The organism is Pseudomonas sp. PDM15, assembly GCF_014851565.1.
Lineage (GTDB): Bacteria > Pseudomonadota > Gammaproteobacteria > Pseudomonadales > Pseudomonadaceae > Aquipseudomonas.
Window position 1 is genome coordinate 370,922 of sequence record NZ_JACVAA010000001.1, and the last position, 20,213, is coordinate 391,134.

Here is a 20,213-nt window from a genome sequence, read left to right on the forward strand (position 1 = left end):
ATCTCCGATGCTGTGCCCTTCACGGATGGGCGGGCGAGTCCTGTTCTTCGAGGACTTCGTGGTAGACCAATACTGCGTTGAGCACGCCTGGCAGGTTCTGGATGGCGTCGAGGATGGCGAGAATCTGTGCCTCGTCCTCCGCTTCGAGCACGACGACCAACTTGCCCTGGGGACTTTCCTGATGCAGTTCGAGGCCGGGCAGCTGGCGCAGGTTGGCCTTCACCGCCGCCAACAGGGCGGGTTGGGTATGTACGATCAGGCTGGCGATCTGAATGCTGTCTGGCACTGCCTGGACTCCGGGGCGCGTTGATCTCTGGGGGGAGCGCTACACGGGAGGGCCGGGCGGGCCGGCGAACAGCTGGTACATCCAGACGAGGAAGCCGTAGCCGCCAACGACGGCCACGGAGAGGAGGGGGAACAGGCAAACCACAAGGAACAGGAACAACCGGGTTTCCTTGCCTTTGCTGTCGTCAGACTTGATTTCGGCGGTCATGGCGACGCATCTCCTTCTACGACAGCATCAGCCTAGACCAAGAAGCTGAAATGGCACTACTCAATGTGCGGCTATTGCGCTGCGACTTATCGTCCCGGCCGGGGTGCGCGCAAGGGCTAGCTGCCCAGCAGGTCGTGGGAGTCGAGCAGGCGGTAGGCGATTTCCGGTTGGCGTTCCAGGCCGCGGCGGATGGCGGCGGGAATCGCCTGGCGGGTCTTGCGGCACAGGCCCGGCAGCGGACCGATGGTGATGGCGATTCCGCGCATGCTGCGTACTTCATTGAGGCCCGGCACCACTTCCACACGAATGCCGAGCTGTTCGTACATGCGCTGCTGCATGTGCCGCAGGTCGTCCAGGCTCTTGAGGTTCTCCAGGCGCTCCAGCAGGCGCTGCTCCTCGTTGCGGGTCAGCAGCAGGATGCGCACGTCGCTGCCGGGGCTGTCCAGCAGCCGCTCGCGCTCGCAGTCGCAGGCGCCGGGTGGGCAGGGTTGGCGGAGCTGGGGTGGGGATGACATGGGTGTCGATCATAGCCAGCCGGCTTCATGCTTGCCCAGCGGGCATGCCAACCTCCCGTCGGCCTCCGCGACCGATCCTCAGGTGGCACGGCGCCACCGCGCGGTTTCAATCCGCCCATGAAAAAGCCCCGTCTGAGCGGGGCTTGGTGCATCCGTGACGATGCGCTTACAGGCGTGGGTAGTCGATATAGCCGACCGGGCCCTGGGCATAGAACAGCTCCGGGCGTGCCTCGTTGAGCGGGGCATCCTTGGCCAGGCGCTCGACCAGATCCGGGTTGGCGATATAGGGCACGCCGAAGGCCACGGCGTCGGCCTTGCCATCTGCCAGCCAGGCGTTGGCCTGATCCTTGGTGAAGCGCTCGTTGGCGATGACCAGGCCGCCGAACTGCTCCTTGATGAAGGGCGTCAGGCTGTCCTCGTCCTCACGCTCGCGGGTGCAGATAAAGGCCACGCCACGCTTGCCCAGCTCGCGAGCCACATAGCCGAAGGTCTCGCGCGGACTGTCGTCGCCCATGTCATGCAGGTCGCGGCGCGGCGACAGGTGCACGCCGACGCGATCGGCGCCCCACACCGAGATCGCGGCGTCGGTGACTTCCAGCAGCAGGCGCGCGCGGTTTTCGATGGAGCCGCCGTACTGGTCGCTGCGCTGGTTGGTGCTGCTCTGCAGGAACTGGTCGAGCAGGTAGCCGTTGGCGCCGTGGATCTCCACGCCGTCGAAGCCGGCGGCCTTAGCGTTCTCGGCGCCGTGGCGGTAGGACTCGACGATGTCGGCGATTTCCTCGGTTTCCAGGGCGCGCGGGGTCTCGAAGCCCTTCATTGGGCGCACCAGGCTGACGTGGCCGGCCGGCGCTATGGCGCTAGGGGCGACCGGCAGTTCGCCGTTCAGGTAGATGGGGTCGGAAATGCGGCCGACGTGCCACAGCTGCAGGAAGATGCGCCCGCCGTTGGCGTGCACGGCGCGGGTGATGTTGTGCCAGCCGCGTACCTGATCCTCCGACCAGATGCCGGGGGTGTCCGGGTAGCCCACGCCCATCGGCGTCACCGAGGTGGCCTCGCTGAGGATCAGGCCGGCCGAGGCGCGCTGCACGTAGTACTCGGCCATCAGCGCGTTGGGCACGCGGCCTTCGTCGGCGCGGCAGCGGGTCAGCGGGGCCATGATGATGCGGTTGGGCAGCTCCAGGCTGCCGAGCTTGATGGGGTCGAACAGGGTAGTCATGGTGCAGCCTCCAGGCTTAGTCGAGCAGAGCTTCGGCCTGGCTTGCGCCAGTTCCGAAGGAGAAAGTGAGCAGGGCGGCGACCAGCGCCAGCGCGGCCAGCACGGCGGCGGCCAGCGGTACGCTGGTCAGCCCCAGGCCCTGGCTGATGACCAGGCCGCCGACCCAGGCGCCGAGGGCGTTGCCCAGGTTGAAGGCGCCGATGTTGAGGGTGGCCACCAGGTTGGGTGCGGCCTTGCCGAAGTTCATCACGTTGACTTGTAGGGCCGGCACAGCAGCGAAGGCGGCCATGGCCCAGAGCAGCAGATTGATCTCCAGCGGGATCAGCAGCGGGCTGGTCCAGCGCACCAGGGTGGAGAACAGGGCCAGGGTCAGCAGGATGGCGGCCAGCGCCTTGGCCAGGTTCCAGTCGGCCAGACGCCCACCGATCAGGTTGCCGAGGGTCAGGCCCACGCCGATCAGCAGCAGGGTCCAGGTGATGCCACGCGGCGACACGCCGGTGACTTCGCCGAGCAGCGGGGCGATGTAGGTGAACAGGGCGAACACGGCGGCGGCGAACAGCACGGTGGTGCTCAGCGCCAGCCACAGCCCGGCACCGCGCATGGCTTTCAGCTCGCCACGCAGGTCAGCCGGCTGCTGTTCGCGATTGCTCGGCAGTACGCGCCACAGGCCGATGAAGGCGATCACCCCAATCAGGGTCACCGCCCAGAAGGTCGAGCGCCAGCCAGCGTATTGGCCGAGCGCGGTGCCCAGCGGCACGCCGAGCACGTTGGCCAGGGTCAGGCCGGTGAACATCAGGGCCACGGCCGAGGCCTTGCGGTTCTCCGGTACCAGGCTGGCGGCGACCACCGAGCCGATGCCGAAGAAGGCGCCGTGGCAGAGCGCGGTGACCACCCGGGCGACCATCAGCAGTTCGTAGTCGGCGGCGGTGGCGCAGAGCAGGTTGCCCAGCACGAAGATGCCCATCAGTGCCAACAGGGCCAGCTTGCGTGGCCAGTTGGCGGTGACCAGGGCCATGAACGGCGCACCCAGCGCCACGCCCAGGGCATAGCCGGTGACCAGCCAGCCGGCGCCGGGGATGGACACGCCGAGGTCGGCTGCCACCTCGGGCAGCAGGCCCATGATGACGAATTCCGTGGTGCCGATGGCAAACGCGGACAGAGCGAGGACGAGAAGCGGTAACGGCATGGGGCCGGCTCCTGGAAGATCGGTTGGGAAGAGGTGGCCTGCTGCGGGCAGGCATCCGCTCAGAGCTGGGCGTCGAGGTTCTTGAGGAAGGCCTGGATGGCCTCCTCGTTACGCTTGAAGAAACTCCACTGGCCGACCTTGCGACAGGTCACCAGACCGGCACGCTGCAGGGTCGCCAGGTGCACCGACACGCTCGACTGGGACAGGCCGCAACGCTCGAACTTGCCGGCGCAGACGCCGAGCTCCAGCGGGTGGTCCTGGTCGGCGAAATGCTTCTCCGGCTCCTTGAGCCATTGCAGGATCTCGCGGCGGACCGGATGGGCCAGGGCCTTGATGATTTCGTCGATGTCGATGGATTCGGTCATGCTGCTACGGTCGCGTATCGGGTTGAGACGAACTATATATCGGGTTGATCCGATATGTAGATCGTTTGTGCCGATACTGACTATCAGTGCAGCTGATGGGATGAGGTGGAGCCATCAATGGATGGCTCCTTTTCGGTGACGAGCGTCAGTCCTCCAGCGCCTCGAACTCGTCCTTCATCCGGATGGCGCAGTCCGGGCAGGCGAAGTCGTCTGGCAGTTCTTCCCAGGGTGTGCCCGGCGGGTAGCCATGGTGCGGCTCGCCCCTGGCCTCGTCGTAGCAGTAGCCGCACTCGGGGCAGCGGTGGCGGCTCATGCGCTTTGCTCGTGGAGGCCGTAGCGGCGCATCAGGCGCTCGCGCTGGCCGGGCTGGAAGTTGATCCGCGCCGCATCGCCGTGCACGGCAGTGATCAGCCGTGGATTCATCACCTGGAACCACAGCGGCGGCACGTAGGCCACCAGGTACATGCCGAAGTAGCCGCTGGGCAGGCGCGGCAGGTCGGGGAAGTTGCGCAGCGACTGGTAGCGCCGCGTCGGGTGGGCGTGGTGATCGGAATGTCGTTGTAGGTGGAACAGCGCCCAGTTGGAGAACAGGTGGTTGCTGTTCCACGAATGATGCGGCTGGCAGATCTCGTAGCGGCCGCTGTCCAGCTTGCGGCGCAGCAGGCCGTAGTGCTCCAGGTAGTTGGCCGAGGTCAGCTGGAAGGCGCCCCACACGGCGGTCAGCAGCAGGTACGGCAGGATCGCCAGGCCGAACGCCAGGGTCAGTCCGCCGTACAGTGCCAGGCTGGCCAGCGCCGGCTGCAGCACCTCGTTGTCCAGGCTCCAGGTGCGCTTGCCGCAGCGCGCCAGGCGCTCCTTCTCCAGCTGCCAGGCGCGACGGAAGCCGCCGGGCATCTCGCGCAGGACGAAGCGGTAGATCGACTCGCCCATGCGCGACGAGGCCGGGTCCACCGGGGTGGCCACGTCGCGGTGGTGGCCACGGTTGTGCTCGATGTAGAAGTGCCCGTAGCAGGCCACGGCTAGCGCCAGCTTGCCCAGCCAGCGTTCCAGCGCGCTCTTCTTGTGGCCCATCTCATGGCCGAGGTTGATGGCGAAGCCGAGACCGCCACCGGTGCTGATGATCATCGCCAGCACGCCGTACCAGGCCAGCGGCTGGGTGGCGACGAAGGCGGTGGTGGCGATGAAGGCCGCCCACATCACCGGCACCAGCAGGTAGGTGATCCAGCGGTAGTAGGGGTCGGCCTCCAGCGCCGGCACTTCGGACTCTGGCGGATTGCTCGGGTCTTCGCCGATCAGCGCATCGAGCAGCGGCACGCCGAAGTAGAAGAACACCGGCGGCAGCCAGAGCCAGGCGTCGTGCGGCGCTACCAGCAGATACAGCGCGGGACCGATCAGGCCCAGGCAGGGGACGAGCAGCGACAGCAGCCACAACGGGCGTTTACTGTCACGGTAGGGCAGGGTGGTTTGCATTTTTATTCTCTCCACGGTTCTTCGACCTGGGTCCAGCATGCGCTGGCGCGGCCAGTGGCATAACCGTTGAGCTGGGCAGAAAATCGTCATATGGTGACAGTCCACTCCGCGCGCGGACCGCCGCCATGGACCCGAATCTCGCCCCGCTGCAACCCTGCCTGCACCCCATCTACGCCCGCCTGCTGTGCGCGGCGTTGCGCCAGCGTGGCTTCGGCGAAGCCGAGATCCTGCACGGCACCGGGCTGGACTGGGCGCACCTGCACCGCGACAACCGCCCACTCAACTTCGCCCAGGTGCAGCGCCTGATCCGTCGCGGCATCCAGCTCACCGACTGCCCGTGGCTGGGCCTGGAAGTCGGCTGCGCCATGCCGGTGTCGGCCCACGGCCCGGTGGGCTACGCGGCCGCCCTGTGCCCGGACCTGCGCGGCGTGCTGGCGGTGCTGGAGCGCTTCAGCGTGCTACGCCTGTCCAGCCTGCGTCTCGGTGGCGAGATCGAAGGCGAGCGTTACCGCATCTGCGTCGAGGAGCTGTTCGATCTGGGTAACGTGCGCGAGCACATCTTCACCAGCCTGGCCGGCGTCTGCCTGCGCCTGCTGGAGGCAGTATGCGGCGTGTTGCCGGACGACTGCCTGGCATTCAGCTTCCCCTTTGCCGAGCCGCCCTGGTCGGCGCGCTATCGCGAGCTACTCGGCCCCGGCGTCAGCTTCGGCGCCGAGCGCTTCAGTGTCAGCCTGCCGCTGGAGTGGCTGGACCGCCCCAGCCTGAGCGCCGATCCCCAGGCCGCGCGCATCGCGCTGCGTGATTGCGAGCACCAGCTGCAGGGCGCCAGCCCCGGCGGCGACTGGACCAGCCGGGTGCAGCTGCGCCTGGTGGCCTGCGATGGCAGCTACCCGACGCTGGAGCAACTGGCGGACGAATTTCACCTGTCCGAACGCACGCTGATCCGCCGCCTGCGCGACGAGGGCGTGCACTACCAGCAACTGCTCGACGAGGTGCGCCAGGAGCTGGCCTGCTGGCTGCTGGAGAGCACGCCGCTAAGCGTGGAGGCGGTGGCCGAGCGCCTGGGCTATCGCGACACCAGCAACTTCAGTCGCACCTTCCGCCGCTGGCTGGGCATGACGCCCAACGCCTGGCGCAAGGGGGCGGCGTGAACTATCTGGCCCACCTGCACCTAGGCGGCGACGCCCCGCAGCAGCTGCTCGGCAGCCTGTACGGCGACTTCGTCAAAGGGCCGCTGGCAGGGCGTTTTCCGGCCGGCATCGAGGCCGGTATTCAGCTGCACCGACGCATCGATGCCTTCACCGATCGCCACCCACTGGTCGAGCAGGCCCGAGCGCGCTTTCCCACCGAGCGGCGGCGCACCTCGGGGATTCTGCTCGACCTGTTCTTCGACCATTGCCTGGCTCGCGACTGGGCCGAGTTCGCCAGCGAGCCGCTGGCGCAGTTCACCGGCCGCGTTTACCGGGTGCTGGCCGCGCAGCCCGAGTTGCCGGAGCGCCTGGCCTATATCGCCCCGCGCATGGCCGCTCAGGACTGGCTGGGCAGCTACAGGGATTTCGCCGTGCTGGAGCAGGTGCTGCTGGGCATGAGTCGCCGCCTGTCACGGCCGCAGATGCTGGATGGTGCCATGGGCGAACTGGAGCGGCTGTACGAGCCGCTCAGCGACGACTTTCGCGAGTTCTATCCGCAGTTGCAGGTGTTCGCCAGATCCTAGGGTGGATGGCGCTCTGTTCATCCACCATCACACCGCCCGGTGGATCGGTGAAGCGTGATCCACCCTACCTGACAGGTTGGTGCGGGACGTTAGGGTGTACTCGCTGCAGGCATACAGCGCATGCCATCAGGCCGCCTGCGACTGCTCCTGCGGTTCGCCAAACAACGCCACCTGCACCGCCCGTTGCGCCTGGCGCGCCAGCACGTTGCGTTCCTGGCCGGCGCTGGCAATGGGCGCGAGCAGCTGGATCTGCACTTTGGCGCGATCTGCCGCGAACAGGCGCAGCAGGTGCGAGGGCAGGTCGTCGTCGCCGATAAAGGGAGCGACCAAGTCGGTCTCGCCGTCGCGCAGGTAACGGATCGCCACCGGTTGCAGCGGTGTGCCGGTGTCGATGGCGCTAGTCAGCAGGCGGCCGTGGAAGGTGCGTATCTGCTGGCCGTCGGTGGTGGTGCCTTCGGGGAAGATCAGCAACTGGCGCCCGGCGCTCAGGTGGCGATGCAACTGGCGGGCGAGCAGGGCGCTGTCCCCAGAACCACGACGGATAAACAGGGTGCCGGCCTTGTGCGCCAGCCAGCCGGCCAGCGGCCAGGTGCGCACCTCGGCCTTGGACAGGAACGACAGCGGCAGCAGCTGACCGAGCAGCGGGATATCGGTCCACGACACATGGTTGCTCAGCCACAGATGCGGACCCTGCGGCAGTTCGCCCTGCACCTCGACCTCGAATGGCAGGGCGTGGCTCAGGCGGCGCATGAACCAGGCGGTGAGGCGCTGGCGCAGGCCCATCAGATCGCCGCGGCGTACACGCTCGGCCAGGGCAACACCGCTGGCCAGCAGCATGCCGAGCAGCAACACGGCGGCCAGACGGATGAGACGCAGGTAGAGGCGGAGTTTGATCATCGTGGCACTCGGACGCTGACGGAAGGACTGCCAGAACCTGTTTCGGGTCTTTTGAGCTAGAGCTAGGCAAGGCGAAATTGGGCGAGGACGCGGAGTTTACGAAGTGTAAATGAGCAGTCCGAGCCCGATTTCAACGCAGCATGGCCGACGATCAAGAGATCCGGGACAGGTTCTCAGACGGCAGCTTTGAAGTGACGTGCATAGCGCGGGCACAGCTCGTCGCGCTTGAGCAGGATGAACACGTCGGCGACCTGGAAGTCCTGGTCCCAGCACGGCTCGCCGCACACCTTGGCGCCCAGGCGCATGTAGGCCTTGAGCAGCGGCGGCATCTCGGCGATGACGTTGCCCGGCAGGTCCATGGCCGGCAGCGGGTTGCGAGGCTCGGCGCGCAGGTGTTCGGTGCACAGGTGGCGTTCGCGCAGGCGCTGCATGATCGCCTGGGCCTGGATGCCGCCGTCCTGCATGGGGATGCTGGCGCAACCCATCAGGTAGCGATAGCCGCCTTCGTTGAGCACTTCGGCCAGCTCGCTCCACAGCACGGCGATGGTGCCGCCGTTGCGGTAGGCCGGGTCGACGCAGGTGCGGCCGATCTCCAGCACCGGGCCTTGGAGGTGGGCCAGGCCGTGCAGGCTGAACTCTTCTTCGCTGTAGTAACGCCCCAGGCTGGCGGCGGCCTGGTGGTCGAGCAGGCGAGTGGTGGCCACAAGCTTGCCGCTGTTCAGGTCGCGCACGCCGATGTGGCTGCAGTGCGGGTCGTAGTCATCCATGTCGAGGCCCAGCTCGGCGCCCTTCAGCTTGGCATCGAACTCGCGGCTGAACACGGCGTAGCGCAGGGTCTGGGCTTCGCGCAGCGCATCCGGGCCGATCAAACGTTCGGCTTGCAGGCGGCGTTCGGCAGTTCGGGCGATCTGGGTCATCGATTAGCCTCCGTGAGCCAGCCTGCGATGGGTTGCGGCCGGTCGATGTTGTTGGGCAAGCTCAGGCTAGGAAGACCCGGTGTCACCTCCATGAAGATTCGGTGATGCTTGTGTGACAGACGACGAGGACTTATGTGATGCCCTGGCAACCCCTGCTGGAAACCCGTGACCGCCTGAGCGCGAGCAACCTGGAGGACTGGTACGCCGCGCTGCTGGAGCGTGTCGGCGATGGCGCTCCGTTCGCCCTGGCCGTGCTCGGCGGGCGCCTGGCGGCTACCCCTGGCCTGGCGTTTCTCGCCGGCTACCAGGGCGCACTGCGCGCCTTGTGGCCGGCGGCGCCGCTGAGCCTTGGTGCGCTGTGCGTGACCGAGAACCGCAGCACCCGTCCGGCGGACCTGCAGACGCGTCTGAGCGGCCTGCACCTGACCGGGCGCAAGGACTTCGTCACCGCCGCCGATGCCGCCGACTGGCTGCTGGTGGCGGCGCGGGTGGAAGAAGAGGGCGCACCGCGCCTGGCCGTGGGCGTGGTGCGCAGCGGCGCGCCGGGTGCGCGGATCGAGCCGCTGCCGGCGCTGCCGCTGATGCCGGACATCGGCCACGCTCGCCTGCATCTGGACAACACCCTCTGCGAACTGCTGCCGGGCGATGGCTGGGACAGCTACGTGAAACCCTTCCGCAGCATCGAGGACCTGCACGTGCTGGCCGCTCTGAGCGCCTGGCTATATGGCGTCGGTCGCGACAGCCAGTGGCCGCAGGACCTGCCCCTGCGTCTGCTGGCGCTGCTCGGCGGCTGCGCCGAAGTGGCGCGGCACAACCCCAGCGATCCGGTCACCCACGTGCTGCTGGCCGGGCTGTTCGCCCAGTTCAAGGCGCTGCGCCCGGAGTTGGACGCCGCCATCGCCGCCGGCCCGCATGAGTGGGCGGCGCTGTGGGCGCGCGACTGCAACCTGCTCGAAGTGGCGCGCACGGCCCGCGAGAAGCGTTTGGAAAAAGCCCTGACAGCACTGCAGTTGTAGGGTGGATCGCGCCTCACCGATCCACCGCGCGGGGTCATGGTGGATGAGCAGAGCGTCGTCCACCCTACGTGGCTGGTGTAGAACGCCACCTCTCTCCCCTCGGGAGAGGGGCCGGGGGTGAGGGTGCTACCGGCAACGGGGCTATTCCCCCTCCCGCTTGATCCAGATCAGTACGCCCCGCCGGCCCCGCGCCTAAGCTCGCCTCGCTCTGTTTTCCCGAGGTTTACATGCGTCGCGAGCCCATCGTGCTGTTCGATAACGGCACCCATCAATGCCTGATGTTCGATGACCTGGTCAGCGGCGAAGGTGTGCAGTCCAACCAGTTCCTCATCACCGACAGCGAGCAGTACCTGCTGCTCGATCCGGGCGGCGATCTGACCTACACCCCGCTTTCTCTGGAGCTGTCCAAGCACATCCCGGTGCAGGCGCTGACCTATATCTTCGCCTCGCACCAGGACCCGGACATCATCGCCTCCCTGGACAAATGGCTGCTGCACACCCGCGCGCGGGTGATCTGCTCCAAGCTGTGGGCGCGCTTCCTGCCGCACCTCACCGCCAACTACCTGGCCCTGAGCCACGGCATCTGCACCTACGACCGCATCATCGCCCTGCCGGACCGTGGCCAGGCGATTCCGCTGGGCCAGTGCAACCTCAAGGCGGTGCCCGCGCACTTCCTGCATTCGGTGGGCAACTTCCAGCTGTACGACCCGGTAAGCCGAATTCTCTTCTCCGGCGACATGGGCGCCTCGATGGTCGACGACGCCAGCCCGGTGCGCGACTTCGCCGCGCACATCCCCCACATGGCCGGCTTCCACCGCCGCTACATGGCCAGCAACAAGGCCTGCCGTTTTTGGGCGCAGATGGTGCGCGAGATGGACGTGGCGATGATCGTGCCGCAGCACGGCCGGCCCTTTGTCGGTGCGCAGATGATCAATGCCTTCCTCGACTGGATCGAACAGCTGGAATGCGGTCTTGACCTGATGACGCAGCAGGACTATCGACTGCCGGACTGATTCGTCTCGCGCTCTGGCGCGATAGGCGCTGTTTTCCTTCACCGTCGCCGTGCTAGCGTCGGCTCCTCCCAAATTTGCGAGCGAGCCCGATGCCCCTTGCCCTGTTGCGTCGCACCGCCCTGGCCGGCTGCCTGCTGGCCGCCGGCCCCCTGGCCGCGGAAACCTGGCCGGCCGAGGACTGGAGCAGCCAGCCGGCTGCCGCCAGCCCGGCCATCCAGGCCCTGGACGACTATGCCTTCCCCAACCGCGATGAAGCGGCCCGCACTGGCGTGCGCAGCGACGCACTGCTGGTGATCAAGGACGGCGTGATCGTCTACGAACGCTACGCCGCGCCGACTACCCAGCAGACCCCGCACCTGACCTGGTCGATCAGCAAGAGCCTGTTCGCCAGCGTGCTCGGCACCGCCTACGGCGAGGGCCGCTTCAAGCTCGACGATGCGGTGGCCAAGCACTACCCGCCGTTCAGCGCGCATCCCGACGTGAAGATGGGCCACCTGCTCAACTGGGCCTCCGGCCTGGCCTGGCAGGAGGACTACGAATACGCGCCGCTGAAGTCGTCGGTGGTGGCCATGCTCTACACCCGTGGCCGCGGCGACATGGCCGCGTTCACCGCCGAACACGGCCTGGACGCGGTGCCGGGCACGCGCTTCCGCTACTCCAGCGGCGACAGCAATGTGCTGGGTGCCAGCCTCAAGTCGATGGTCGGCGAGCAGGCCTACGCCGACTACCCCTGGACCGCGCTGTTCGAGCCGCTGGGCATCCGCTCGGCCGTGTGGGAGCGCGATGCCAGCGGTACCTTCGTCGCCTCGTCCTACGCCTACATGACCGCCCGCGATCTGGGCCGCGTCGGCCTGCTGATGCAGCGCGACGGCCGCTGGGGCGAGCGCCAGCTGCTGCCGCAGAGCTGGGTGGCGTTCAGCCGCACGCCGTTCGCCAACTACCGGCCCAACCCGGACAAGCCGCACGACGCGGTGCCCGGTGGCCAGTGGTGGCTGAACGTGGCGCTGGAGGGCAAGGCCAAGCCCTGGCCGGATGTGCCGGAAGCCACCTTCGCCGCCCTCGGCCATTGGGGTCAGGGGCTCTATGTGCTGCCGGCACAGAAGCTGGTGGTGGTGCGCTACGCCGACGACCGCGACGGCAGCTACAGCCATAACGAACTGCTCAAGCGGGTGCAGGCCGCCTTCGGAGAACAGCCATGATCCGCCGTCGTCCCTTCCTCTCCGCATTCTTCCTGCTGCTGGTCGGCCTGGCCCTGCTGGCCTGGGTCAACCGCGTGCACCTGGCTTCCTTCCCCGGCATCGTCGGCGCCTACTCGGCCAAGGAGTACTGCTCCTGCCGCTACGTCAGCGGCAACCCGGCCGATTACTGCGTCAGCTACGTCAAGCTGTACATGCCCCTGAGCGAGCTGCGCGACGACGTCGAGCGCAAGCGGGTGACCGCCCGCGGCCTGGGCAGTACGCAGACCGCCGCCTGGCTGGACCAGCGCCAGGGCTGCCGGCTGCAGGTCGAGGCCGATCCGCTCTGAGTACACCGGCCGCTGCCGGCTGCTCGGTGCTCTGCCACAGCTTGCAACGGCCCGGCGTTTGGCAAGGCCGCGTCGTCCCGCTATCGTTGCGCTCAAACCGCAACACAAGTGAGCCCATGGCCAAGCCCCTTCGCATCCTGACCGGCGCTTTTCTCGCCACTTGCCTGGCCCTGCCGGCGCAGGCCGCCTGGTACCTGGACAACGAGTCCTCGCGCCTGTCCTTCATCTCCACCAAGGCCGGCAACCTCTCCGAGGTGCATCGCTTCCTCACCCTGCACGGCAAGATCGACGACAAGGGCGCCGTGCGCCTGCGCGTCGAGATGGAGTCGGTGAGCACCGGCATCCCGGTCCGCGACGAACGCCTGCGCAACCTGCTGTTCGCCACCGAGGAATTTCCCGACGCGCACATCATGGCCCAGCTCAACCTGGCGCCGATCACCGACCTGGCTCCCGGTGCTCAGCTGGAGCTGAGCCTGCCGGTGCAGGTGGAGATTCGCGGACGCAAGCACGCCTACATGGCCGAGCTGCTGGCCACCCGCCTGGACGACCAACGCTTCCAGGTGGTGACCCTGGCGCCGCTGGTGCTGCATGCCGAGCACTTCGGCCTGGAGGAGGGCGTCGAGGCCCTGGCAAAGGTGGCCAGGCTATCCAATATCAGCCTGTCGGTACCGGTCGGCGCGGTGATGATTTTCACCTCGCGATGACAGGCGCCATCTTCCCCTGGAAATCCGGCAACCGCTTCGAACTGATGATCGACGGCCCGGCCTTCATGCCGGCCATGCTCGCCGACATCGCCTCGGCCCAGCAGCTGGTGCTGCTGGAGCTCTATCTGGTGGAAGACGGCCACTGCAGCGCAGCGTTGGTGGAGGCGCTGTGCGCCGCCGCCGGGCGCGGCGTGCGGGTGTACTGCCTGTTCGACGGCTTCGGCTGCCTGCGCTTCGGCCAGGCTTCGCGGGAGCGCCTCACCAGCTCTGGCATCCAGCTGCGCCAGTACAATCCGCTGCGCTGGCGGCGCGGCCTGCGCAACCTGTACCGCGATCACCGCAAGATGCTGGTGGTGGACGAGCGCTGCGTGTACGTCGGCGGCACCGGGGCCACCGACGAGTTCTGGAGCACCCAGGCCCAGGACGACTACTGGCACGAGGTCATGGTGCGTATCGAGGGGCCGCTGGTGGCGCACTGGCGCTCGTTATTCGAATACCAGTGGCTGGCCTGCGAGGGCCGCAGCCCGTGGCGTCCGGGCCAGGCGCCGGGGCTGGCCCATCTGCCGCCCTGCCCACCGGCCGGTCGCGGCATGGGGCGCGTGGCCTACGCCGACTCCAGCCAGCACCTGGACATCGTCCAGTCGCTGTTGCGCAGCATTGGCCACGCCAAGGGGCGGGTGTGGCTGGCCACGCCGTACTTCCTGCCCAGTCGCAAGGTGCGCCGCTTCCTGATCCGCGCTGCCGCTCGCGGCGTGGATGTGCGCCTGCTGCTGACCAGTCGCAACACCGACCATCCGCCGGTGCGCTTCGCCGGCCAGCGCTACTATCCGCGGCTGCTCAAGGCCGGGGTGCGCATCTTCGAATACCAGCCGCGCTTCCTGCACCTGAAGCTGGTGCTGGTGGACGACTGGGTCAGCGTCGGCTCGTGCAACTTCGATCACTGGAACCTGCGCTTCAACCTTGAAGCCAACCTGGAGGCTCTCGATCCGCAGCTGACCGCTGCCGCCGAGGACAGCTTCCTCGCCGACTTCGCGCTGAGCCGCGAAATCACCCTGGAAGACTGGCATCGCCGGCCGCTGTTCAAGCGCATCCAGCAGCGCCTATGGGGCTGGCTGGATCGCCTGGCGGTCAACCTGCTGGACCGTCGCCGCTAGCCAGCGGCCATACCCCGCCATCACCGACCGCATACAACCGCCGTCCCGGCTGCGGGGCGACCTGCATGCCGCCGGTGAAGGCGCCGAAGGCCGGCAGCAGGCAAACTCCGTCGTCCAGGCTGAAGCAGGGCAGGCGCAAGCGCTGCCGGCCGCGCCCGCGCAGCATGCATACCGGGTGCACGTGGCCGGCCAGTACATGGTGGCTCGGATGCGGGGCGGGCTCGTGCTGCAGGGCGAACGGGCCGAGCAGGTGCGGCTCGGCGACCACGCGGATATTCAGCGTCGCAGGCGGGTCGCCGGCGCTGCGGTCGTGGTTGCCGCGGATCAGCAGGATCGCCAGCTCGGCATTGCGCTCACGCCAGGCGTGCAGCGCCGCCAGGGTGGCCGGCGCATGGGATCCGCGCGCATGTAGGAAGTCGCCGAGGAAGATCAGCTGCTGGCACGGGTACTGCGCCAGCAGCGCATCCAGGCGCTGCAGGTTGTTGCTCGTGGTGCCCTGCGGCACCGGCTGGCCGAGGGCGCGGTAGGCCGCCGCCTTGCCGAAGTGGATATCGGCGATCAGCAACGCTTCGCCGCCCGGCCAGTACAGCGCCTTGTCGGCCAGCAGCCAGACTTCCTCGCCGGCGAGCTGCACGGCGAGAGCGGGCGTGGGCACGTGGGTAGGGTCGATGACGCGGCTCCTCCTGTTCGTTTAGCCGGTACGTTTCTTTACTCGCGGCAGCCCATTCTTGCTCTGCCGCGGTGTGCGCGCCCGCGGTCGTTCGCGCTCCACTTCGGGCGCGTTCTCGGCCTGGTAGGCGCCAGGCCCGGCGGCCTTCTCCAGGTCGGCGAGCAGGCGGGCGATGCGGTCGGCCAGCTTCTCCGAGCTGAGACTCTCGCGAAAGCGTTCCACCAGCAAGGGAAAGGCCAGCGGTGGCGGGCGTTTCACCTCGCGCAGGTCCAGGCGCAATTCCCGCAGGCGCTGTAGGGTGCGCTGCAGGTGCTGCACATCCAGCTCCTGGCGCAGCACTTCTTCCTGGGCCTGGGTCAGTAGCAGGTTGCCGGGGTCGTACTGCTGGAACACATCGAAGAACAGTCCGCTGGAGGCCTGCAGCTGTCGCGCGCTTTTTGCCGCGCCGGGGTAGCCGCCGAACACCAGCCCGGCGATACGGGCGATCTCGCGAAAGCGCCGCCGCGCCAGCTCGCCGGCGTTGAGGCTGGCGAGCACGTCGTGCAGCAGATCGTCGCCGCGCAGCAACTGGTTGTTCAGCCTGCGCGGCCAATCCACCGGGCTGGCGCAGAGCAGCTCCAGGCCGTAGTCGTTGACGGCGATGGAGAAGGTCGCCGGCTGCAACTGGCCGAGGCGCCAGGCCAGCAGGCTGGCCAGCCCCAGGTGCACGCTGCGCCCGGCGAAGGGGTAGAGGAACAGGTGCCAGCCCTCGCGCGAATGCAGGGTTTCCGCCAGCAGCGACTCGGAGGTAGGCAGCGCCGACCAGGCCTGCTGCACGTCCAGCAGCGGCCGCAGCAGCTGCATTTCCGGGCCGCGAAAGCGGCCCTGCGCCGCTTCGCCGAAGCGCGCCACCACGGCGTCGGCCAGTTCGCTGGAGAGCGGCATGCGCCCGCCATTCCAGCGTGGTACCGCGGCCTTGCGCGACGTGGCGCGATTGACGTAGGCGGTCATGTTCTCCACCCGCACCAATTCCAGCAGGCGCCCGGCGAAGAGGAAACAGTCGCCGGGGCGCAGGCGCGCGATGAAACCTTCCTCGACGCTGCCCAGCGAGCGGCCGCTGCCGCCCTTGGCCCAGAACTTCACGGCGATGCTGGCATCGCTGACGATGGTGCCCACGCTGATGCGGTGGCGCCTGGCCAGCGCCGCATTGGGCACGCGCCAGATGCCCTGTTCGTCGGGCTCGACACGCTGGTAGTCGGGGTAGGCGGTTAGCGAGTTGCCGCCGTGGCGGACGAAGGCCAGCGCCCACTGCCATTCCTCGTCGGTAAGCGTGCGATAGGCCCAGGCGCTGCGCACTTCCTCGCGCAGTTCGTCCGGTCGAAAGCCGCCGCCGAGGGCCATGCTGACCAGGTGCTGGACCAACACATCGAGGGGTTTGTCCGGCGATTGCCGGGCCTCGACGCGCCCGGCGGCGACCGCGTCCTGCACGGCGGCGGCTTCGATCAGCTCCAGCGCGTGGGTCGGCACCAGGCTGATGCGCGAGGGCAGCCCCGGTGCGTGGCCGGAGCGCCCGGCCCGTTGCAGCAGGCGCGCCACGCCCTTGGCCGAACCGATCTGCAGCACCCGTTCCACCGGCAGGAAGTCCACGCCCAGATCGAGGCTAGAGGTGCACACCACGGCTTTCAGCCGGCCTTCCTTGAGGCCCAGTTCGACCCAGTCGCGCACCTCGCGCGACAGCGAGCCGTGGTGCAGGGCGATCAACCCGGCCCAGTCCGGCCGTGCGTCGAGCAGCGCCTGGTACCAGATCTCCGCCTGCGAGCGGGTGTTGGTGAACAGCAGGCTGGTGCCGCTGGCTTCGACCTCCTCGACCACCTGCGGCAGCATGCGCAGGCCCAGGTGGCCGGCCCAGGGAAAGCGCTCGATGCCCGGCGGCAGCAAGGTGTCGATGCGCAGGCTCTTGTCCTGCTTGCCCTGCACCAGACGCCCCGGCGTGTCGCCGAGCAGCACCTGCAGCGCGTGCTGCTGATTGCCCAGGGTCGCCGACAGGCCCCAGACGATCAGCCCTGGGTTCCACCGGCGCAGCCGCGCCAGCGCCAGTTGCAGCTGCACGCCGCGCTTGTTGCCGAGCAGCTCGTGCCACTCGTCCACTACCAACATGCGCAGGCCGGCGAACTGCGCCTCGGCATCGCTGCGGGTGAGCAGCAGGGTCAGGCTTTCCGGAGTGGTGATCAGCGCACTGGGCAGCTTGCGGCCCTGGCGTGCACGTTCGCTGCTGCCCGTGTCGCCGGTGCGCAGGCCGACGCTCCAGGCGATGTTGAGGTCGTCCAGCGGTGCCTGCAGGGCGCGCTGGGTGTCGGCAGCCAGGGCGCGCATCGGGGTGATCCACAGCACGCCGAGCGGCGCGGCGGCGGGCTGGCGCTTGCGCGGCTGGCCGCTGGCGGTAGTGGCCGGCGTGGCCTTGGCGAAGCGCTCGAGCGCGGCCAGCCACACCGCGTAGGTCTTGCCCGAGCCGGTGGTGGCATGCAGCACGCCGGACTCGCCCTTGGCCACGGCCTGCCAGACTTCCTTCTGGAACGCGAAGGCCTTCCACCCGCGCTGGACGAACCAGGCGCCGGCCAGGCTCATTGCAACAGGTCCTGGAGGATGGCCAGTGTGTCGGCGTCCTCCACGCGCTTGTCCTGGCGCCAGCGCAGCATGCGCGGGAAGCGTACGGCGATGCCGCTCTTGTGGCGCTTGGACAGGGCGATGCCCTCGAAGCCCAGCTCGAAGACCAGGGTCGGGGTGACGCTGCGCACCGGGCCGAACTTCTCCACGGTGGTCTTGCGCACGATGGCGTCGACCTTGCGCATCTCCTCGTCGGTCAGCCCGGAATAGGCCTTGGCGAACGGCACCAGGCTGCGCTCGCTGGCATCCGGCGGGCCGTCCCACACGGCGAAGGTGTAGTCGCTGTAGAGACTGGCGCGCCGGCCGTGGCCGCGCTGGGCGTAGATCAGCACGGCGTCGACGCTAAATGGGTCGACCTTCCACTTCCACCACACGCCCATGTCCTTGGTCCGGCCCACGCCGTACAGGGCGTCGCGGGCCTTGAGCATCATCCCCTCGACGCCGAGGCGGCGCGACGCTTCGCGCTGCTCGGCCAGCGCCTGCCAGCTGTCGCCGTGCAGCAGCGGCGAGGGCATCAGCCGGGGGCTGGCGCAGGCGGCGATCACCTGTTCCAGCTGCGCGCGCCGCTCATGCTGCGGGCGGCTGCGCCAGTCGTGGCCCTGCCACTCCAGCAGGTCGTAGCCGAGCACGGCCACCGGCACCTCCTCAAGGATCTTCTTGCCCAGGGTCTTGCGCCCGATGCGCTGCTGCAGCAATGCGAAGGGCTGGATGCCGTAGCGTTCGACTGCATCTTCCACGTCCGCCTCCAGCTTTGCGCTGCCGACGTTCATCAGGCTGACCTGCTTGGCGTCGGGCGGCGGATGGCGCCAGACCACCAGCTCGCCGTCGATCACCGTGCCATCCGGCAGGCGCGCTGCCAGCTCGTCCAGCTCGGGGAAGCGTTCGCTGATCAGCTCCTCGCCGCGCGACCACAGCCACAGGCGGCCGTCGCGCTTGACCAGCTGGGCGCGGATGCCGTCCCACTTCCACTCCACCTGCCATGCCTCCACCGGGCCGAGGCTTTCCTCGAATTTCTCCACCGGCAGTTGCAGAGCGTGGGCGAGGAAGAACGGGTAGGGCTGGCCGCCGCGCTGGGCGTGCTCGTCGTCCGATTCGGCGGCGATCAGGCGGCGGTAGCTTTCGGCGCTGGGCCGGTGCGACAGGTCGGTGTAGCCGACCAGGCGCTGGGCCACGCGCTTGGCGTCGAGGTCGGCGAGGCTGGCCAGTGCGCGGGTCACCAGCAGCTTGGACACGCCGACGCGGAAGGCGCCGGTGATCAGCTTGATGCACACCATCAGCGCCTGGCGGTCGAGCTGGGCCCAGAATGCCGGCAGGCGCGCGGCCAGTTCTTCCGGCGGCAGGCCGCGCAGGGGCAGGAGTTTGTCCTCGACCCATACGGCCAGGCCTTCATCCGATTCATGGCTGGATTCGGGCAGCAGCAGGGCGATGGTCTCGGCCAGGTCGCCGACCGCCGAGTAGCTTTCCTCGAACAGCCACTCCGGCAGGTTGGCCGCCTGCATCGCCAGCTCGCGCAACTGTTTGGCCGGTACCAGCTGGCGCGGGCGTCCGCCGGCGAGGAAGTACACCGCCCAGGCGGCATCCTCGGCGCTGGCCGTGCGGAAGTAATCCTGCAACGCGGCGAGCTTGGCGTTGCTCGAGGTGGTGGCGTCGAGGCGCCCGTAGAGTTCGGCGAAGGCCTTCATGGGCTCGGCTCCGCTTCTGCGGCGGGCGCCGCTTCGTCTTCATCGCCGTATTCGGTGTCAAAGCCCTGGGCGTCCAGGCCCTGTTCGCGCAGGTAGCGCACCAGCACGCTGACCGAGCCGTGGGTGACGAACACCCGCTCGGCGCCGGTCTGCTCGATGGCCCACAGCAGGCCCGGCCAGTCGGCATGGTCGGAGAGCACGAAGCCGCGGTCCACACCGCGCCGTCGGCGCGTGCCGCGCAGCATCATCCAGCCGCTGGCGAAGGCGTCGCTGTAGTCGCCGAAGCGGCGCATCCAAGTGCTGCCGCCGGCCGAGGGCGGGGCGAGAATTAGCGCCTGGCGCAGCAGCGGGTCGCTCTTCTTGAAATCGCCAGCGTACAGGGTCGGCGGCAGGTGCACGCCGGCGTCGCGGTAGACCTGGTTGAGCGGCTCCATCGAGCCGTGGCCGAGGATCGGCCCGATGCTCGCATCGATGCCGTGGAGGATGCGCTGCGCCTTGCCGAAGGCGTAGCAGAACAGCACGCTGGCGCGGCCCGCGGCCTGATTCTGCCGCCACCAGTCATCGATGCCGGCGAAGATCTGCGCCTGCGGCTGCCAGCGGTAGATCGGCAGGCCGAAGGTCGATTCGGTGATGAAGGTATGGCAGCGCACCGGCTCGAATGGCGCGCAGGTGCCGTCCGGTTCGACCTTGTAGTCGCCGGACGCGACCCAGATCTCGCCGCGATGTTCCAGGCGCACCTGGGCCGAGCCGAGCACGTGGCCGGCGGGGTGCAGGCTCAGTGTCACGCCGTGGTGATCGAGGCGCTCACCGTAGTCGAGGGTCTGCAGGTTGATGTCGCCGCCCAGGCGCGTGCGCAGGATGCCGGCACCGGGCGCGGCGGCCAGGTAGTGGCGACTGCCGCCGCGGGCATGGTCGCCGTGGCCGTGGGTGATCACGGCGCGCTCGACCGGGCGCCAGGGGTCGATATAGAAATCGCCGGGCGGGCAGTAGAGGCCTTCGGGGCGGGCGATGACCAGGTCCATGAATGTCGATA

The 20,213-nt window shown here is 68.3% G+C and carries 22 protein-coding genes; 8 read left to right on the plus strand and 14 right to left on the minus strand.

Annotation, left to right across the window (positions count from 1 at the left end):
- Nucleotides 1-19: 19 nt before the first annotated feature.
- The 8 genes from IB232_RS01695 to IB232_RS01730 all read right to left on the minus strand — a co-directional run bounded on the left by IB232_RS01695 (nt 20) and on the right by IB232_RS01730 (nt 5,245).
- Nucleotides 20-286, minus strand: coding sequence for a chaperone NapD (locus IB232_RS01695; RefSeq protein WP_192396833.1), 267 nt, complete (start codon nt 284-286; stop codon nt 20-22).
- 39 nt (nt 287-325) lie between these two features.
- Entirely contained in the window at nt 326-493 is a 168-nt protein-coding gene (gene napE, locus IB232_RS01700) for a periplasmic nitrate reductase, NapE protein (RefSeq protein WP_192396834.1), read from the minus strand.
- 116 nt (nt 494-609) lie between these two features.
- Entirely contained in the window at nt 610-1,008 is a 399-nt protein-coding gene (locus IB232_RS01705; RefSeq protein WP_192396835.1) for a hypothetical protein, read from the minus strand.
- Between the two features lie 166 nt (nt 1,009-1,174).
- Nucleotides 1,175-2,224 carry an alkene reductase gene (locus tag IB232_RS01710; RefSeq protein ID WP_192396836.1) on the minus strand — a complete coding sequence of 350 codons (1,050 nt, stop codon included), beginning with the start codon at nt 2,222-2,224 and terminating at the stop codon, nt 1,175-1,177.
- 16 nt (nt 2,225-2,240) lie between these two features.
- Entirely contained in the window at nt 2,241-3,410 is a 1,170-nt protein-coding gene (locus IB232_RS01715) for an MFS transporter (protein ID WP_192396837.1), read from the minus strand.
- 59 nt (nt 3,411-3,469) lie between these two features.
- Nucleotides 3,470-3,775: an ArsR/SmtB family transcription factor gene (locus IB232_RS01720; protein WP_192396838.1), complete on the minus strand. Its 306-nt coding sequence runs from the start codon at nt 3,773-3,775 to the stop codon at nt 3,470-3,472.
- Between the two features lie 145 nt (nt 3,776-3,920).
- Entirely contained in the window at nt 3,921-4,088 is a 168-nt protein-coding gene (locus IB232_RS01725; RefSeq protein WP_192396839.1) for a rubredoxin, read from the minus strand.
- A complete protein-coding gene (locus IB232_RS01730) occupies nt 4,085-5,245 on the minus strand; it encodes an alkane 1-monooxygenase (protein ID WP_192396840.1) in 1,161 nt (386 codons plus the stop codon). The genes IB232_RS01725 and IB232_RS01730 overlap by 4 nt, the downstream gene beginning before the upstream one ends.
- 125 nt (nt 5,246-5,370) lie before the next feature.
- On the opposite strand from IB232_RS01730, the gene IB232_RS01735 reads away from it, so the two are divergent.
- Together IB232_RS01735 and IB232_RS01740 are read left to right on the plus strand one after the other, a co-directional pair.
- Nucleotides 5,371-6,396 carry an AraC family transcriptional regulator gene (locus tag IB232_RS01735; RefSeq protein WP_192396841.1) on the plus strand — a complete coding sequence of 342 codons (1,026 nt, stop codon included), beginning with the start codon at nt 5,371-5,373 and terminating at the stop codon, nt 6,394-6,396.
- Nucleotides 6,393-6,959, plus strand: coding sequence for an ACP phosphodiesterase (locus IB232_RS01740; protein WP_192396842.1), 567 nt, complete (start codon nt 6,393-6,395; stop codon nt 6,957-6,959). The genes IB232_RS01735 and IB232_RS01740 overlap by 4 nt, the downstream gene beginning before the upstream one ends.
- A gap of 126 nt (nt 6,960-7,085) precedes the next feature.
- Here IB232_RS01740 and IB232_RS01745 read toward each other — a convergent pair whose 3' ends face one another.
- Together IB232_RS01745 and olsB are read right to left on the minus strand one after the other, a co-directional pair.
- Entirely contained in the window at nt 7,086-7,856 is a 771-nt protein-coding gene (locus IB232_RS01745; protein ID WP_192396843.1) for a lysophospholipid acyltransferase family protein, read from the minus strand.
- 173 nt (nt 7,857-8,029) lie between these two features.
- Nucleotides 8,030-8,773, minus strand: coding sequence for an L-ornithine N(alpha)-acyltransferase (gene olsB / locus IB232_RS01750; RefSeq protein WP_192396844.1), 744 nt, complete (start codon nt 8,771-8,773; stop codon nt 8,030-8,032).
- Between the two features lie 137 nt (nt 8,774-8,910).
- On the opposite strand from olsB, the gene IB232_RS01755 reads away from it, so the two are divergent.
- The 6 genes from IB232_RS01755 to IB232_RS01780 all read left to right on the plus strand — a co-directional run bounded on the left by IB232_RS01755 (nt 8,911) and on the right by IB232_RS01780 (nt 14,185).
- Nucleotides 8,911-9,789, plus strand: a complete 879-nt coding sequence (locus IB232_RS01755; protein WP_192396845.1) for an acyl-CoA dehydrogenase — start codon at nt 8,911-8,913, stop codon at nt 9,787-9,789.
- A 227-nt stretch (nt 9,790-10,016) separates the two neighbouring features.
- Nucleotides 10,017-10,802, plus strand: coding sequence for an MBL fold metallo-hydrolase (locus tag IB232_RS01760; RefSeq protein WP_192396846.1), 786 nt, complete (start codon nt 10,017-10,019; stop codon nt 10,800-10,802).
- A gap of 89 nt (nt 10,803-10,891) precedes the next feature.
- Nucleotides 10,892-12,001, plus strand: coding sequence for a serine hydrolase domain-containing protein (locus tag IB232_RS01765; protein WP_192396847.1), 1,110 nt, complete (start codon nt 10,892-10,894; stop codon nt 11,999-12,001).
- Nucleotides 11,998-12,327: an amidase gene (locus IB232_RS01770; RefSeq protein ID WP_192396848.1), complete on the plus strand. Its 330-nt coding sequence runs from the start codon at nt 11,998-12,000 to the stop codon at nt 12,325-12,327. Before IB232_RS01765 ends, IB232_RS01770 begins: the two co-directional genes overlap by 4 nt.
- A 116-nt stretch (nt 12,328-12,443) precedes the next feature.
- Nucleotides 12,444-13,031: a YceI family protein gene (locus IB232_RS01775; RefSeq protein WP_192396849.1), complete on the plus strand. Its 588-nt coding sequence runs from the start codon at nt 12,444-12,446 to the stop codon at nt 13,029-13,031.
- Nucleotides 13,028-14,185, plus strand: coding sequence for a phospholipase D-like domain-containing protein (locus tag IB232_RS01780; protein ID WP_192396850.1), 1,158 nt, complete (start codon nt 13,028-13,030; stop codon nt 14,183-14,185). The genes IB232_RS01775 and IB232_RS01780 overlap by 4 nt, the downstream gene beginning before the upstream one ends.
- On the opposite strand, the gene pdeM is transcribed toward IB232_RS01780, so the two are convergent.
- The 4 genes from pdeM to IB232_RS01800 are packed head-to-tail and all read right to left on the minus strand — an operon-like array spanning nt 14,160 to nt 20,202.
- Nucleotides 14,160-14,840: a ligase-associated DNA damage response endonuclease PdeM gene (gene pdeM, locus IB232_RS01785; RefSeq protein WP_192396851.1), complete on the minus strand. Its 681-nt coding sequence runs from the start codon at nt 14,838-14,840 to the stop codon at nt 14,160-14,162. The genes IB232_RS01780 and pdeM overlap by 26 nt on opposite strands.
- Nucleotides 14,841-14,876: 36 nt before the next feature.
- Nucleotides 14,877-17,459, minus strand: coding sequence for a ligase-associated DNA damage response DEXH box helicase (locus tag IB232_RS01790; protein WP_192396852.1), 2,583 nt, complete (start codon nt 17,457-17,459; stop codon nt 14,877-14,879).
- Nucleotides 17,456-19,180, minus strand: coding sequence for an ATP-dependent DNA ligase (locus IB232_RS01795; RefSeq protein WP_192396853.1), 1,725 nt, complete (start codon nt 19,178-19,180; stop codon nt 17,456-17,458). Before IB232_RS01795 ends, IB232_RS01790 begins: the two co-directional genes overlap by 4 nt.
- Nucleotides 19,177-20,202, minus strand: a complete 1,026-nt coding sequence (locus IB232_RS01800) for a ligase-associated DNA damage response exonuclease (RefSeq protein ID WP_192396854.1) — start codon at nt 20,200-20,202, stop codon at nt 19,177-19,179. The genes IB232_RS01795 and IB232_RS01800 overlap by 4 nt, the downstream gene beginning before the upstream one ends.
- Between the last annotated feature and the right edge of the window lie 11 nt (nt 20,203-20,213).

What these genes read in the sequence shown, in the direction of transcription:
- napE (WP_192396834.1), bottom strand. Translation starts at nt 493, where the DNA reads ATGACCGCCGAAATCAAGTCTGACGACAGCAAAGGCAAGGAAACCCGG.
- IB232_RS01705 (WP_192396835.1), bottom strand. Translation starts at nt 1,008, where the DNA reads ATGTCATCCCCACCCCAGCTCCGCCAACCCTGCCCACCCGGCGCCTGC.
- IB232_RS01710 (WP_192396836.1), bottom strand. Translation starts at nt 2,224, where the DNA reads ATGACTACCCTGTTCGACCCCATCAAGCTCGGCAGCCTGGAGCTGCCC.
- IB232_RS01715 (WP_192396837.1), bottom strand. Translation starts at nt 3,410, where the DNA reads ATGCCGTTACCGCTTCTCGTCCTCGCTCTGTCCGCGTTTGCCATCGGC.
- IB232_RS01720 (WP_192396838.1), bottom strand. Translation starts at nt 3,775, where the DNA reads ATGACCGAATCCATCGACATCGACGAAATCATCAAGGCCCTGGCCCAT.
- IB232_RS01725 (WP_192396839.1), bottom strand. Translation starts at nt 4,088, where the DNA reads ATGAGCCGCCACCGCTGCCCCGAGTGCGGCTACTGCTACGACGAGGCC.
- IB232_RS01730 (WP_192396840.1), bottom strand. Translation starts at nt 5,245, where the DNA reads ATGCAAACCACCCTGCCCTACCGTGACAGTAAACGCCCGTTGTGGCTG.
- IB232_RS01735 (WP_192396841.1), top strand. Translation starts at nt 5,371, where the DNA reads ATGGACCCGAATCTCGCCCCGCTGCAACCCTGCCTGCACCCCATCTAC.
- IB232_RS01745 (WP_192396843.1), bottom strand. Translation starts at nt 7,856, where the DNA reads ATGATCAAACTCCGCCTCTACCTGCGTCTCATCCGTCTGGCCGCCGTG.
- olsB (WP_192396844.1), bottom strand. Translation starts at nt 8,773, where the DNA reads ATGACCCAGATCGCCCGAACTGCCGAACGCCGCCTGCAAGCCGAACGT.
- IB232_RS01755 (WP_192396845.1), top strand. Translation starts at nt 8,911, where the DNA reads ATGCCCTGGCAACCCCTGCTGGAAACCCGTGACCGCCTGAGCGCGAGC.
- IB232_RS01760 (WP_192396846.1), top strand. Translation starts at nt 10,017, where the DNA reads ATGCGTCGCGAGCCCATCGTGCTGTTCGATAACGGCACCCATCAATGC.
- IB232_RS01765 (WP_192396847.1), top strand. Translation starts at nt 10,892, where the DNA reads ATGCCCCTTGCCCTGTTGCGTCGCACCGCCCTGGCCGGCTGCCTGCTG.
- IB232_RS01770 (WP_192396848.1), top strand. Translation starts at nt 11,998, where the DNA reads ATGATCCGCCGTCGTCCCTTCCTCTCCGCATTCTTCCTGCTGCTGGTC.
- IB232_RS01775 (WP_192396849.1), top strand. Translation starts at nt 12,444, where the DNA reads ATGGCCAAGCCCCTTCGCATCCTGACCGGCGCTTTTCTCGCCACTTGC.
- IB232_RS01780 (WP_192396850.1), top strand. Translation starts at nt 13,028, where the DNA reads ATGACAGGCGCCATCTTCCCCTGGAAATCCGGCAACCGCTTCGAACTG.
- IB232_RS01790 (WP_192396852.1), bottom strand. Translation starts at nt 17,459, where the DNA reads ATGAGCCTGGCCGGCGCCTGGTTCGTCCAGCGCGGGTGGAAGGCCTTC.
- IB232_RS01795 (WP_192396853.1), bottom strand. Translation starts at nt 19,180, where the DNA reads ATGAAGGCCTTCGCCGAACTCTACGGGCGCCTCGACGCCACCACCTCG.
- IB232_RS01800 (WP_192396854.1), bottom strand. Translation starts at nt 20,202, where the DNA reads ATGGACCTGGTCATCGCCCGCCCCGAAGGCCTCTACTGCCCGCCCGGC.